The organism is Hymenobacter oligotrophus (genome assembly GCF_003574965.1).
Taxonomy (GTDB): domain Bacteria; phylum Bacteroidota; class Bacteroidia; order Cytophagales; family Hymenobacteraceae; genus Solirubrum; species Solirubrum oligotrophum.
In genome coordinates, this window is sequence record NZ_CP032317.1 from 246,565 (window position 1) to 260,098 (window position 13,534).

Here is a 13,534-nt window from a genome sequence, read left to right on the forward strand (position 1 = left end):
CGGCCACATGACAAGCCAGCAGAGCTATTTCCGACGCGCCCTTGCCTGGGTGGTGCTGTGGGCGCTAACGGGCAGCTGCATTGACCCGTTCGAGCCCGAAATCGACGAAGTGGATACCAGCTTTGTGGTGGTCGATGGGTTCATCAACAGCCGGGGCATCAGCACCATCAAACTCTCGCGCACCTACAAGCTGAGCGCCCCCGGCCAGCCGCCCACCGAAACCCGCGCCCGCGTGCTGATTGAGCAGGAGGGGGGCGGCAGCGTAACCCTGACGGAAACCGCGCCCGGTACCTACACCTCGCCTGCGCTCAACCTAGGGGCCGGCACCCGCTACCGCCTGCACTTTTTCACCAGCAACGGCCGCGAGTACGCCTCCGATTATACGCCCGTCAAAATCACCCCCGAAATCGATTCGGTGGAGTGGGACCTAGGCGGCGAGGGCGTGCAAATCAGCGTGAGCACCCACGACGCCACCAACCAAAGCCGCTACTACCGCTGGGGCTTGGAGGAAACCTGGGAGTTTACCTCGGCCTACCGCTCGGTGGTGGAGTACGTGAACAACCAGATGCGGCCCCGGCAGGAGGACATTTACCGCTGCTGGGCCAGCAACACCGCCGGCAACATCCGCCTGTTCAGCACCACCCGCCTGACGCAGGACGTGGTGGCGCGGCACCAACTGCTCGAAATACCGCGCACGGCCACCCGCTTGCGCCTGCGCTACAGCGTGCTGGTGAAGCAGTACGCCCAAACGCCCGAGGAGTATGCCTACTGGGACGAGCTGCGCAAAAACACCGAAAACCTCGGCACGCTCTTCGACCCGCTGCCCTCGCAGGTAACCGGCAACGTGCGCTGCCTCAGCAACCCCGCCGAAACCGTGCTGGGTTTTGTGGGCGCGTACTCGGTTACCGAAAAGCGCATTTTCATTACCTCGGCTCAGCTGCCGGTGCAATGGTACCGCACCTACCTCACCGGCTACGAAAACTGCATGCAGATTGACACCTTTAAGCTGCGCGACGTGGACGCTGCCTTCCGCAACCCCGCGCTGCAGCCGCTGGAGGGCGTGTACACCGGCAATGGCGTGCTGATTGCCTACACCGGCGCCGCCCGCAAGTGCATCGACTGCCGCGAGCGGGGCACCAACAAACGACCTAGCTTCTGGCCCTGATGCGAACTGCTTTCCACCCTTCGTACCTAGGGCGCTGCCGCGCCGCCGTGGCAGCCGCGCTGCTGGGTTTGGCCGCCTGCCCAAGCGCCGGGGCCCAAACCCCGGCAGCGGCTCCAGTCAGCATCAAGCAGGCGTTTGAGAACTACAGCAAGCTTGATGCGCACGAAAAGCTGTTTCTGCACCTCGACCGCACCACTTACCTAGGCGGCGACATGATGTGGTTTAAGGTGTACGCCGCCGAGGGCACCCGCCAACGGCCCCTGCCGCTCAGCCGCGTGGCCTACGTGGAGGTGCTAAACGGGCGCCAACGGCCTGTGCTGCAAGCCAAAATCGAGCTGAAGCAGGCCGCGGGGCACGGCTCGTTTCAGTTGCCGGCCACGCTGCCGGCCGGGCGCTACACCGTGCGGGCCTACACCAACTGGATGAAGAACTTCGGGCCCGAGTACTTCTTCCGGAGCACGGTTACGGTGCTGAACACTTTTGCCGCCGCCTTGCCGGCCGACACGGTGAAAGCAACCCCGCCCGACGCGCAATTCTTTCCGGAAGGCGGCAGCCTGGTAAAAGGCCTGCCAAGCAAAGTAGGCTTTAAAGTAACCGACCAAGCCGGCCGGGGCTTGGCCGCCGAAGGCGTGCTGCTCGATAAGCAAGGCAAACAGGTGGCCCGCTTTGCTACCCTGCGCCACGGCATGGGGCAGTTTGTGTTTACGCCTGCCGAAGCCGGCACTGGCTACACCGCCGTGCTCAAGCTTGCCAACGACCAAACCCTAACCCGCGCACTGCCCGCCGTGTACGAGCAAGGCTATGTGCTAAGCGTGGCGCCGGCAGGCCCGGGGCAGTTGGGGTTGTCGGTGGCGGCCAACGGCCCCGCCGCCGCCGAAGAGTTGTACGTGCTCGGCCATGCCGGGCAACACGCGTTTCTGGCCCAAAGCCTGCGCTTAGCCAACGGACAAGCCCAACTCGTGCTCGATAAAGCCGCGTTGCCCGAAGGCGTGCTGCACTTCACGGTATTCAACGCGCAGCGCCAGCCGGTGTGCGAGCGGCTGTACTTCCGGCGCCCCAATAGCCGCTTGGTAATCGAGGCCACGCCCGATAAGCCGCAGTACGCCACCCGCGACAAAGTGAGCCTGCGCCTGGCCACCGCCAACGGTGCGGGGCAGCCCGCCGCCGCCGGGCTTTCGATGGCCGTTTACCGCCTCGATTCGCTGGCGGCGCCCGAGTCGGCGGCCGACATCCGCTCGTACTTGTGGCTGACCTCGGCGCTGCGGGGCCACATCGAAAACCCCGGCTACTATTTGCAGGCCCCCGAACCCGAGGCCGAAGTCGCCGCCGATAACCTGATGCTGACGCAGGGCTGGCGCCGCTTTCGGTGGGAAACATTACTGGCCGGCACGCCGCCGGCCTTGCCGCACGCCCCCGAGCTAAACGGCCACCAGATTAGCGCGCGGCTGCTAAACAAAGCCACCGGCGCCCCAATGGCCGGCATACCGGCCTACTTGGCGGCCCCCAGCCGCGTGGTACGCCTCTACAACGGCATCAGCAACCCCGAGGGCCTGGTGCGCTTTGAAGCCCGCGAGCTGTACGGCCCCAAAAACCTGGTGCTGCAAACCAACTTTCGGCAAGACAGCACCGCCCGCTTTGAGCTGCTGAGCCCATTTGCTGCCGAGCACGCCGAGCAACCCCTGGCGCCGCTGCGCCTAACCGAGCAAAACCGCGCCGAGCTTACGCAGCGCCATTTGCAGGTGCAGGCCCAAAACGCCTACTTCCGCAAAGTCCTAGGTGCCTACGCCCAGTCCCTCACCGACAGCCTGGCGTTTTACGGCCGCCCCGACGAACGCTACCGCCTCGACGATTTTACCCGCTTTAAGGTAATGGAGGAGGTAATGCGCGAGTACGTGCCCGGCGTGGTGGTGCGCATCCGCAAGGGCCAATTCTACTTTATGGTGGTCGACAACGGCAACCGCACCATCTTCACCGACGAGCCCATGGTGCTGGTGGATGGCGTGCCGTTTTTCAACACCGACCGGGTAATGAAGATTGACCCCTTGAAGGTGCAGCGCCTCGATGTGGTAACGCGCGGCTACCTGCACGGCCCGCTTACCTACCCCGGCCTGGTAAGCTACACCAGTTACCGGGGCGACATGGCCGGGGCCCAGCCCGATGCCCGCGCCTTGGTGCAAGCCTACGAAGGCCTGCAGTGGGAGCGGGAGTTTTACGCCCCGCGCTACGAAACCGAGAGCCAAAAGCAAAGCCGCTTACCCGATTTGCGCCACCTGCTGTACTGGAACCCCAACATTGCCACCACAGCCGGGCTGCCGCAGCAGCCAAGCTTTTACACCGGCGACGAGCCCGGCCGGTACTTGGTAGTGGTGCAGGGGCTTTCGGCTACGGGCCTGGCGGGCAGCAGCAGCTTTACCTTCGAGGTGAAGCCGGCTGGGGTAGCCCAGACCCGGTAGCGCTACACACGGCTACAGTTTCACAACCACTCAAACCATGCCTATGAAACCCCGCTTTGCTTACCTAGGGCTGCTGTGCTTGGTGCTGCTGCTCGGCGCGTGCGGCCAGCAGATAAAGGAGCCCGTGGCGTTTGAGCTGTACGCTGGCAACCCTGCGCTGCCGCCGCCCAACCAAGGCATGAGCGTGATACAAGGCGTGGTGCAGCCCGAGCTGATTCAGCTAACCTACCGCACCTCCGATGGGCTGGAGGAAGAAAGCGGCGAAATGGTGCTGCGCGGCCCCGAGCGCGAGCAATGCCTGCAGATGCTCCGCCGCACCAAGCTCAAGCCCACCAACGAGCGCGCCGAGGGCGCCGGCGCGTTCGACGTGACGCTCACCGATGCCTCGGGCAAGCAACTGATGGGGGAGCCCGAGAACCGCAGCGAATGGGCGGCCTTTGCCAAGCAAGTAGCCGCACGCCGCACCGCCAGCCAAGCACCGGCCTTATAAGCCCAAAAACGCACCGGGGCGCCCGTTCTTCGCAGTTAGAAGAACGGGCGCCCCGGTATTTGTTGCAGCGATATCAGCCTAGCACCAGCGGCTCATTTTGAAGCCGGGCGAGGCGGGTTGGGTGCGTTCGGGAGCTGTTTCGGGTTCGGCCTGGCCGGGTTGCTGCGAGCGGCGCGGGCGCGGCGAGCGGAGCGGGTCGGCGGGGCGGGCAGGGGGCAAGCCCACGTGCGAATCGGAAGCGGGATGAATCGGATGCTTGATCATAGCGGTAAGAAGTAACGGCGAGTACCCGGCTGGCCAAGTGGGTGGCTGCGAGGTAGCTATACGCAAACGCGAGGCATGCGGCTGGGCTTTTGGCTGTTTTTTCTGTTGCGCTGGCCGGTTGGTATTGGGCCAAAGCTCATCGGTGCGCGGGGTGGCTGTATTTTTGCAGAGCCGGACGCATGTTTTCGGGCCGACCGTCGTTGTAGCAAGCGCCCAATTAGTTCTCCATCAACCGTTCGCAGTTTTGACTTCATCTCATTTTTCTACGGCGGCATTCGGCCGGTTGCTTTCGCGGGTAGGCTGGCTCAAGGCCGGCGCGCTGCTCGTTTTGTGGTTGTCCCTAGGTGCCGTGGCGCCGGCGCAGGCCCAGTACATCATTCGGGGCGTGGTGGTAGATAAGGACACGCAGGAGCCGTTGCCCTTCGTGAGCATTGGCGTGAAGAACTCGACCAAAGGCACGGCCAGCAACGTGAGCGGCGAGTTTCAGCTGAATGTGTCGCAGCTGCCCCAAACGCTGGTGTTCAGCGAAATTGCCCACGTACGCGACACCGTGCGCGTTACTAGCACCGATCAGCCCCTGAAAATAGCGCTTGCCACCACGGCCATTACGCTGCCCGAGGTGAAGGTGGGCAGCTACGCTTACCAGCTCGTTGACCGCGCTTACCGCCGCATGCAGCGCAACTACGGCCAGAAATACTACGGGCAGGCCTTTTACCGCCAAATCACGCGCATCGACAACGCCCCCACCGAGCTGCAGGAAGTTATCTGGAACGTGAAAACTAACCCGGCGCGCATCGAGGGCACGGCCATTGCGCAGGGGCGCTTTGCGGGCAAGCAAGCGGCCATGAACTTCAGCAACTTCTCGCTTTACACCAAGTCGTTTGGCTTGTTCGATCCGCGCGCCGATAGCACCGTCAGCCTGGCCTTGTTTAGCCCCAACGTGGTGAAAAATTACCACGTGGAGCTGGTGCGCGTGCTCGGCGACGACAGCAGCGGCGTGGCCGAAATCAACTTCGAAACCCGCCCCGAGGTAAAGAAATACAAGGCCGAGGGCACCGTGTGGATCGACGTGGATACCTACCAGATAAAGCGTTACAAGTTTACCACGCCCAACTTCACCACCACGCTCAGCAACCCCAGCTACAAAGTGGATAACTCCAAGCTGAGCATTGATATGGTGTTTCAGGACAGCGACGAGCCCGTGGCCCCGCTCGACCACATGCAGGTAAACCTCACCACCGATTTGGTGCGGCCCAACATGCCGAAAGCGGCCATCAGCGTGGAGTCGTTTACGTTTTTCTACGACACCACCCAGCAGCCCGCCAACGTACGCTACGCCCGCGTCAGCGCCAACGAAAACGACCTGCAGGCCATTCGGAGCGTGAAGTACGACCCCGAGTTTTGGGCCAACAACCCGGTGGTGCAGCGCACCCCCGTGGAAGACGAAGTGATTCAGTCGTTCGAGAAGGCCGGCGCATTCGGCACCATGGTTACCAAGCCTGCCAAGCCCGCGCAGCGGCGTTAAGCACCTAGGCGAATGGTTAATCGAAAGCCCGATCTGGTAGCAGGTCGGGCTTTTGGTTTGATAACCGGCTGCCGCCGGGGCTTGCCCGCTGCGAATGGCCTTCGCCTACCTAGGGCAAAACAATTGCCGGGCGGGGCGGTAGTGCACCTGTTCTGCTTTTCCATCCGCTTGGGCTCATGCACCACCTCACCGCCGCCGACATTCAGGCCTTCGATAAGATTTACCGGCTCAACCTCGTCAACAGCATTACGGGCTACAAGCCGGCCAACCTCATCGGCACCGCCGATGGCAGCGGCGCTGCCAACGTGGCCATCTTCAGCTCGGTGGTGCACCTCGGCTCCGACCCCGCGCTGCTGGGCATGGTAACGCGCCCCACCACCGTGCCGCGCCACACCTACGAAAACATCCGGGCCACGGGCTGCTACACCATCAACCACGTGCACGAGGGCTTTGTGGCGGCGGCGCACTACACCTCGGCCAATTTCGGGCGCGAGGAATCGGAGTTTGCGGCCTGCGGCCTCACGCCCGTGTACCGCGACGGTTTTGCCGCGCCCTATGTGGCCGAAAGCCACATCGGCATTGGGCTGCGCCTGCAGCAAGAGGTGCCCATCGAGCTCAACGGCACGGTGCTGCTCATCGGCAGCGTGGAGCACGTGTACCTGGCCCCCGAGGTGCTGCAGCCCGATGGCTCGTTGCACCTAGGCGCCGTGGCCGATGTGTGCATCAGCGGCCTCGATGGCTACCACCGCGTGCAGCCGCTGGCGCGCTACGCTTTTGCGCGCGCCGGGCAGGGGCCGCAGCGCATCGGGTAGCGCACATGCGGTGCAGAACGGGTTTGCGCGCTGCCATTGGTGCGGTTTTTAGCTCAACAATTGTCCGCGTGGCCCGGCACCGCCGTATGTTAGCAGCCGTGCACGCTCCGAGCACCTTCGAGCGTTAGTAACGGAGTGCCCGTACCTGCTTTATGCCCCAACGCTTTTCCTTGGTTTGGTTGCGCTTTTACCTGGTGGCCCTAGGTGGTTTGGCGGCGCTGTGTGCCCAGGGACAGCAGCGGCCCGATACCACCAAGCAGCCTGCTCCCATCCGCAACATTCAGCTCGAAAACGTGGAGGTGGCGCCCAGCGCCATCAACACCAAAAGCTGGCTGCTGCTCGATAAGGAGATTCAGCTCGAGCTCGACGGGGCCGTGCGCAACCTCTACAACTTTAAGTTCGATAAGGCCGAAAAGCAATTCCGCTCGTTGCGCCGCCGCTACCCCGAGCACCCCATGCCGTACTTTCTGCTGGGCCTGAGCCAGTGGTGGAAGATTGTGCCCAGCAACGTGCAAACCAAGCAGTTCGACAAGGTCTTTTTCGCCTACATGGACACCACCATCAGCAAAGGCGAAACCTTGTTTAAGCAAGACAAGCGCAATTACGAGGCCTGCTTTTTTCTGTCGGCAGCGTATGGGTTTGCAGCCCGCCTCAACGCCGAGCGTGCCAACTGGCGCAAGGCCACCGTGTACAGCAAAGAGGCCCTCGACTACCTCGCCCTGAGCCAGGAAGCCAACGGCCTGAGCCCCGAGTTTTTGTTTGGGCAGGCCTTGTTCAACTACTACCAGGTGTGGATTGCCGAACACTACCCGCTGCTGCGCCCGGTAATGCTGTTTTTCCCGAAGGGCAACCGCGACCTAGGGCTGCGCCAGCTGCGCAACGTGGCCGATAACGGCTTTTACACCGGCGCCGAGGCCAAGTTCTTTCTAATGAAGATCTTGTACAACGACGAAAACAAGCCCGAGGAGGCGCTGCCCGTGGCCCGCAGTTTGGCCACCATGTATCCCGACAACGGCTACTTCCAGCGCTTTTACGCCCTGGCTTGCTACAACCGCGGCGAGTACGACGAGTGCGAACGAGTAAGCCGCGAAATCCTGGAAAAGCTCAACCAGGGCATGCCTGGCTACGAGGCCATTAGCGGACGCTACGCCACCTACTTTTTGGGCTGGCTGATGGAGCACCGCTACGACAATTCCGAAAAGGCCGCCGACTACTTTCAGCGCTGCATTGTGTTTGCCGAAAGCACCGGCGAAACCGAGCAAGGCTTTTACGTGCTGGCCCACCGCCACCTCGCCCGCATTGCCGCCGACCGCTCCGATGTAACCACCGCCCGCCGCTACTACAACGTGGTAAAGGACAAAGCCCCCCGCGACTCGCCCGAGTACCGCGAAGCCCGCGAGTACCTGAAGCAGCACAAAAAATAGCCCCGACGCCTAGGTGCTTAGGCGCTAGTTGCCGAGCAACAGCCCGCGGGGCCCGTTTTGCACGGGCCCCGCGGGCTGTTTTTATTTACACCAATTGATTGGTGTAAAGCAGGTTGGCTTAACAGCCAATAAACAATTTCAGGAGCGCAGCAAAAGCGCCTAAATCCGGCGGGCTACCCTGCGGTTGGCAATAGCTGTTTCGTTGAGCCGAAGGCGGACCGCAATTCCTCATTAAGGCATCCTGCAATACGCAAAGCGCGCGCCCTGAAACGCTCCCCACGGAGCCAAACTCAACAAAAAAAGTGGGGCCTGCGAAAACGATTTTTTACTGATAATCAGTACTATATAATCAATGTCTAATATGATTAGAGGTGATTAAGTACTTGATTATCTGACGGGATTCTTCTAAAGGAAGAGTTTAAGTATTTATTAAGCTAAATATTTAAATATATAATTAATAAATATTGCTTATTTAGTTTGTAATCCTATTTCTACATCCAATAATAATACATAACGTAACAGGCACCAAATGCAACCGCATAAAACCGAGAACATGCAACACCTCGACCCCATGTTTTCCCCAAGCCTGTACTCATATGAAATCCACCATACTCTGCTTTGCTTTTCTTCTGACTTCGGTTGTTGGCGCTACTCAGGCCCAAGCCCAATGCACGTACACCTCCAAACCGGGTGGGGGTAAGTGGAGCGACCCCAACACGTGGGTTATTTCGGGCAAATCCGACGGCAACCTCACGCCGACCAATAGCCGGCAGCGCAACGGCCAAGACGCCAGCAACAACATTATCGTTATCAACTCGGCCGTTGAGCTGGACACCGATTACAGCATAACCGGCGACCACGCCAAAATGGTGATTACCAGCACCGGCTCGCTCACCGACCAAGCCAACGCGCACAACCTGTACTTTGGCGAGCAAACCGGCCCCGACATGACGCGCCTGCAGCTCGATGGCACGCTCGATGTATACAGCGTGAGCTTTTACAAAGCCGATGCGCAACTGAGCGCCACCGCCAACCTAAGCACCGACTGCAATATTTCGCTGGCCAACCAGTCCGACCTGATGGTGGCTCCCGGTGCCGAAATCGACATCGACGGCAACCTAATGGTGACGCAAGGTAACCCCCGCATTATGGGCACCGGCACGCTCTCGATTAGCGGCTGCGTGCTTACCCAAGGCAACGGCGGCCTCAACGGCCTGTTTGCCCCCGGCCTGCGGGTGTGCGTGCAGGGCCAACCCAACGACTGCGCCACCGACGGCATGAGCTGCAACCCGCGTGTGCAGGAGTACATCACCGTAAATGCCTGCGCCAGCGCCCCGCTGCCCGTAGAGCTGGCCAGCTTCAACGCCCGCTACACCAACAAACAAGTGCAGCTGCAGTGGGTAACGGCTTCGGAAAAGAACTCGGCCAACTTTGCCGTGGAGCGCTCTGCCGATGGCAAAACCTTTGAGGTGGTAACCACCGTGCGCGCCGCCGGCAACTCTTCGGTCCGCCGCGAATACTCGGCCGTGGATAACAACGTGCGCCCCGGCCTGAACTACTACCGCCTCAAGCAAACCGACCTCGACGGTACCTCAACTACCTCGCAGGTAGTAGCCGTGCAAGCCGGCGCGGCCGAGCAGCAACTGAGCGCCTACGGTACCCCCGGCAACCTGATTGTGGAAATGCGCACCGATGCCGTGTGCCGCGCCATTCGGGTAATGGACAGCATGGGCCGCGTGCTGCACACCGAAGTAATGCCCGACGGGGCCACTGGCCTGGTTACCCGCCAAATTCCGCTGCGCCAAAGCCTGGGCGGCGTGTACATTGTGCAGGCCGTAACCACCAACGGCACCCTTACCAAGAAAACGATGCTGCGCGACTAGCACCCGCAGCAGCGGCCTGATTGCCCTGTACGAAAGCCCACGAGCTACTGCCTCGTGGGCTTTTGCTTTGTCCTACCTAGGGGCAATGCTGCTGCGGGCAGGTGCGCTGAAAAACCTAGGGCGGGGCAGAAATGGCGAAGCGCTTTTTGGAGTGCAGAAAGCGGTTAGCTTTAGGCGCTTTTTCCCCTGTCTATCCAATGAACAAACGTACTCTTGCGGCCAGCATGCTGGCCGGTGCCTTGCTGATAGGCTGTTCTCAGCAACCCCAAAAAGAAGCCCAAACGGCTGGCGGCGAGCAAACTGCTGCCGCCGAAAACACGCTGGGTTCGGTATTCGACAGCTACTGGGAGGAAAACTCCAAGCTGTTCCCGCTGGAAGCTACCGCGCAAGGCGATAACCGCTACAACGACCAGCTGCCTAACGACGGCACCGTGGCCTTTCGGCAAAACCTGCAACAGTTTTACCAGAAGTACCTAACCGAGCTGCAGCAGTTCGACCGCGAAAAGCTTTCCGACAACGACCGCATCAGCTACGATATCTTCCGCTACGACCTCGAAACCAAGCTCGAAGGTCTGAAGCTGAACACCTGGATGATTCCGTACCAGCAGTTCTGGGGCTTGCCGCTCACCATGGGCCAGTACGGCTCGGGCGAGGGCGTGCAGCCTTTCAAAACCGCCGAAGATTACGACAACTGGCTGGGCCGCGTGCGGGGCTTTTCGGTGTGGGCCGATACGGCTATCAGCAACTTCCGGCGCGGCATGCGCGCCGGCGTGGTGTTGCCCCGCCCGCTGGTGCAAAAGATGATTCCGCAGATGGAAGCCATGGTGGTTTCGGACCCCAGCAAGAGCTTGTTCTATGGGCCCATCAACAAGTTTCCGGCGGGTGTTTCGGAGGCCGACCGCAAGCGCATTACCGAGGCCTATCGTGCCGCCATCAGCAACGAGCTGGTGCCCACGTACCGTCGCCTAGGTCAGTTCCTGAAAACGGAGTACCTGCCCAAGAGCCGCACTAGCACCGGCATTGCCGCCGTACCGAACGGGCCCGACATTTACCGCTACTACGTAAAGTACTGGACCACCACCGACAAGACGCCCGACGAGATTTACCAAACCGGCTTGGCCGAGGTAAAGCGCATCCGGACGGAGATGGAGCGCGTGAAAACCCAGGTGGGCTTTAAGGGCGACCTGAACGCGTTCTTCAACTACATGCGCACCGACAAGCGCTTTACGCCCTACAAAACGCCCGACGACGTACTGAACGCCTTCCGCGGTATTCAGGCCAAAATCACCCCGAACCTGCCCAAACTGTTCGGCCGCACGCCCAAAACGCCGTTCGAGATTCGCCAGACCGAGGCCTTCCGGGCCGCGTCGGCTTCGGCCGAGTACAACCCCGGCAACCCCGATGGCTCGCGCCCCGGCATTTTCTACGTGCCCATTCTCGACGCCAAGACCTTTAACACCACTTCGGGCATGGAGTCGCTGTTTCTGCACGAGGCTATACCGGGCCACCACTACCAAACTTCGCTGCAGCAGGAAAACGACCAAATGCCCAAGTTCCGCCGCTTTGCATGGTACGGCGCCATGGGCGAAGGCTGGGCCTTGTACACCGAAAGCCTGGGCAAGGAGCTAGGCCTTTACACCGACCCGTACCAGTACATGGGCGCCCTCGGCGACGAGATTCACCGCGCCATTCGTTTGGTGGTGGACGTGGGCATGCACAGCAAAAACATGACGCGCGAGCAGGCCATCAAGTACATGATGGACAACGAGGCCATCAACGAGCAAGGCGCCGTGGCCGAAATCGAGCGGTACATGGCCATTCCGGGCCAGGCGTTGTCGTACAAAACCGGTTCGCTCAAAATTCAGGAGATGCGCCGCAAGTACGAGCAGCAACTGGGCTCGAAGTTTAAGATCAGCGACTTCCACGACGAACTGTTGAAAGACGGCGTGATGCCGCTGGCCGTGCTGGAGCGCAAGATGGATGCCTGGGCTGCCAAACAGCAGTAGCACCTAGGACCCCGCAAAAAAGCCCCGCGCCAACTCGGCGCGGGGCTTTTTTGCAGCCAAAACGGCCAAGGCAAACGGGCGGCACCGCCTAGGTGCTGGGCGGGCGTTTAGGCGTTAGGAGTTGTCGGCGCGGTCGGAGTCGCGCTCGTGGGCGTGGCGCGGATCGTGGCTGGGCCGGTTTTGCCGCGTGTAGCGGTAGCTGTGGCAGCGCCCCGATTGGCTGCCGGAATAGTGCAAACGCTGGCCCGAAGCGGCACCCCGGTCGCTGGCCGAGGGCACCCGATAACGTGAGTACTGCATGGTGGGAAGAGTGGGTGGGAATGGTAGATGTGTACAATTGCTTGTACGTAGCTCAACCATACCGGAGTTGTATTGCGCAGGCCTACTCTGACGGATTTCTGCTTAGAATATTCACATACAGCACGGTACTAATTTGGCCCTGGCTCGTTGGCACCTAGGGCGCTACGCACGCCGGCACCCGCTCTGCTGGCTGACTGGCGCGAGCTGGCCGACTGGCGCGAGTCTTAGCGCGTCAGCGCGCGACTCGTGCCGCAATATGGGTGGGAGTCTCTGACTCCCGTGCCGTGCACGACGCGGCCTAGGTGCTACCGATGCCCAAACCCAATGGCAGCTAGTTGCCCGAGCCATTCCTTAGGTATCCTTCTCGCGACGCGAGTCTGGAGACTCCCGCCCATGCCGCGGCACGAGTCGCGCGCTGACGCGCTAAGACTCGCGCCAGGAATTGCTTTACCCGCCTAGGCCCGGCCGCGCCCTAGGTGCTTAGGCTGCTAACTGCTTGCGGCACCTAGGGCGCGGCCGCACGAGCCTGTCTGCGGGCACAAAAAACGCCCACCAACCCGGCAAAGGATTGGTGGGCGGCTCGGAGCGCGGCAGGCGGCTATTCGCGGTTGTCCTGCTTGCTGGTGTTGCTGTTTTCGCGGTCGGTGTTGCGGCGCGGGCCACCGCCCTGCACGCCCTGTACGGAGGCGTTTTGCGGCGTGGAGCGCGGTATGTTGTTGAGCGAGCCGCGGCCCGAAGTAGTGCCGGCTTGCGGCGGGTTGTCGGTGGCCGGAATTTCGGTGTCGCGGGTGCCGCGGCCCGTGAGGCTGCGGCCCGAGGTGGTGCTGCTGCCGTCGGTGGTGCCGGTTTCGGTGTATTTGGAGGTGTTGGGGTCGCCGCCGGGCTGCGAGCTTACGGCCTCGGCCACAGTGCGGGCGCCCGAGGTAGTACCCACCGGAATATACGCCTTGCCGCCTCCCGATACGCTGTCGCGCTCGGTATCAACGCGCGTGGCGTGCGGGGCTCGGGCAAATGAATCCTGAAATTGATGGTCGATGCCGGGTTCCATAGAACGGTCGCAGGCAACAAGTGCCGACAGCAGCAGCAAAGCCGCGCCTAGCGCGTACGGGGTGCGAGACATAGCAAAGGCAGTATTTTGGATGAGAGAATTCGGAGTATGCGGATGTATACGCACGAACGCGCCCCAACGGCTAACTGCACCCAAGGCCGCGC

The 13,534-nt window shown here is 61.4% G+C and carries 11 protein-coding genes; 8 read left to right on the forward strand and 3 right to left on the reverse strand.

Going from position 1 to position 13,534, the window contains the following annotated elements; translation table 11 throughout:
* Positions 1-7 precede the first annotated feature (7 nt).
* From D3Y59_RS00955 to D3Y59_RS00965, 3 genes are read left to right on the forward strand one after another with little or no spacing between them, the layout of a single operon-like run.
* Entirely contained in the window at positions 8-1,165 is a 1,158-nt protein-coding gene (locus D3Y59_RS00955) for a DUF4249 domain-containing protein (RefSeq protein WP_119443337.1), read from the forward strand.
* A complete protein-coding gene (locus D3Y59_RS00960) occupies positions 1,165-3,618 on the forward strand; it encodes a hypothetical protein (RefSeq protein WP_119443338.1) in 2,454 nt (817 codons plus the stop codon). The genes D3Y59_RS00955 and D3Y59_RS00960 overlap by 1 nt, the downstream gene beginning before the upstream one ends.
* Before the next feature lie 43 nt (positions 3,619-3,661).
* The gene (locus D3Y59_RS00965; RefSeq protein WP_119443339.1) at positions 3,662-4,108 is read left to right on the forward strand and encodes a hypothetical protein; all 447 of its coding nucleotides are present in this window, start codon (positions 3,662-3,664) and stop codon (positions 4,106-4,108) included.
* A 78-nt stretch (positions 4,109-4,186) separates the two neighbouring features.
* Here the strand turns inward: D3Y59_RS00965 and D3Y59_RS18110 are convergent, their stop codons facing one another.
* The gene (locus tag D3Y59_RS18110) at positions 4,187-4,372 is read right to left on the reverse strand and encodes a hypothetical protein (protein ID WP_162910450.1); all 186 of its coding nucleotides are present in this window, start codon (positions 4,370-4,372) and stop codon (positions 4,187-4,189) included.
* A 244-nt stretch (positions 4,373-4,616) separates the two neighbouring features.
* On the opposite strand from D3Y59_RS18110, the gene D3Y59_RS00970 reads away from it, so the two are divergent.
* The 5 genes from D3Y59_RS00970 to D3Y59_RS00990 all read left to right on the forward strand — a co-directional run bounded on the left by D3Y59_RS00970 (position 4,617) and on the right by D3Y59_RS00990 (position 12,022).
* The gene (locus D3Y59_RS00970) at positions 4,617-5,897 is read left to right on the forward strand and encodes a carboxypeptidase-like regulatory domain-containing protein (RefSeq protein WP_162910451.1); all 1,281 of its coding nucleotides are present in this window, start codon (positions 4,617-4,619) and stop codon (positions 5,895-5,897) included.
* Positions 5,898-6,073: 176 nt separating this feature from the next.
* Positions 6,074-6,709, forward strand: a complete 636-nt coding sequence (locus D3Y59_RS00975) for a flavin reductase family protein (RefSeq protein ID WP_119443341.1) — start codon at positions 6,074-6,076, stop codon at positions 6,707-6,709.
* 152 nt (positions 6,710-6,861) lie between these two features.
* A complete protein-coding gene (locus D3Y59_RS00980) occupies positions 6,862-8,133 on the forward strand; it encodes a tetratricopeptide repeat protein (RefSeq protein WP_119443342.1) in 1,272 nt (423 codons plus the stop codon).
* A 596-nt stretch (positions 8,134-8,729) separates the two neighbouring features.
* A complete protein-coding gene (locus D3Y59_RS00985) occupies positions 8,730-10,016 on the forward strand; it encodes a hypothetical protein (RefSeq protein WP_119443343.1) in 1,287 nt (428 codons plus the stop codon).
* A 197-nt stretch (positions 10,017-10,213) separates the two neighbouring features.
* Entirely contained in the window at positions 10,214-12,022 is a 1,809-nt protein-coding gene (locus D3Y59_RS00990; RefSeq protein ID WP_119443344.1) for a DUF885 domain-containing protein, read from the forward strand.
* A gap of 114 nt (positions 12,023-12,136) precedes the next feature.
* Here D3Y59_RS00990 and D3Y59_RS18115 read toward each other — a convergent pair whose 3' ends face one another.
* On the reverse strand, positions 12,137-12,322 hold the full coding sequence (locus D3Y59_RS18115) for a hypothetical protein (protein WP_162910452.1): 186 nt from the start codon (positions 12,320-12,322) through the stop codon (positions 12,137-12,139).
* Between the two features lie 598 nt (positions 12,323-12,920).
* Complete coding sequence (locus D3Y59_RS00995) at positions 12,921-13,442, reverse strand: hypothetical protein (protein ID WP_119443345.1); 522 nt, start codon at positions 13,440-13,442, stop codon at positions 12,921-12,923.
* Positions 13,443-13,534: the final 92 nt, after the last annotated feature.

What these genes read in the sequence shown, in the direction of transcription:
- D3Y59_RS00955 (WP_119443337.1), top strand. Translation starts at nt 8, where the DNA reads ATGACAAGCCAGCAGAGCTATTTCCGACGCGCCCTTGCCTGGGTGGTG.
- D3Y59_RS00960 (WP_119443338.1), top strand. Translation starts at nt 1,165, where the DNA reads ATGCGAACTGCTTTCCACCCTTCGTACCTAGGGCGCTGCCGCGCCGCC.
- D3Y59_RS00965 (WP_119443339.1), top strand. Translation starts at nt 3,662, where the DNA reads ATGAAACCCCGCTTTGCTTACCTAGGGCTGCTGTGCTTGGTGCTGCTG.
- D3Y59_RS18110 (WP_162910450.1), bottom strand. Translation starts at nt 4,372, where the DNA reads ATGATCAAGCATCCGATTCATCCCGCTTCCGATTCGCACGTGGGCTTG.
- D3Y59_RS00975 (WP_119443341.1), top strand. Translation starts at nt 6,074, where the DNA reads ATGCACCACCTCACCGCCGCCGACATTCAGGCCTTCGATAAGATTTAC.
- D3Y59_RS00980 (WP_119443342.1), top strand. Translation starts at nt 6,862, where the DNA reads ATGCCCCAACGCTTTTCCTTGGTTTGGTTGCGCTTTTACCTGGTGGCC.
- D3Y59_RS00985 (WP_119443343.1), top strand. Translation starts at nt 8,730, where the DNA reads ATGAAATCCACCATACTCTGCTTTGCTTTTCTTCTGACTTCGGTTGTT.
- D3Y59_RS00990 (WP_119443344.1), top strand. Translation starts at nt 10,214, where the DNA reads ATGAACAAACGTACTCTTGCGGCCAGCATGCTGGCCGGTGCCTTGCTG.
- D3Y59_RS18115 (WP_162910452.1), bottom strand. Translation starts at nt 12,322, where the DNA reads ATGCAGTACTCACGTTATCGGGTGCCCTCGGCCAGCGACCGGGGTGCC.
- D3Y59_RS00995 (WP_119443345.1), bottom strand. Translation starts at nt 13,442, where the DNA reads ATGTCTCGCACCCCGTACGCGCTAGGCGCGGCTTTGCTGCTGCTGTCG.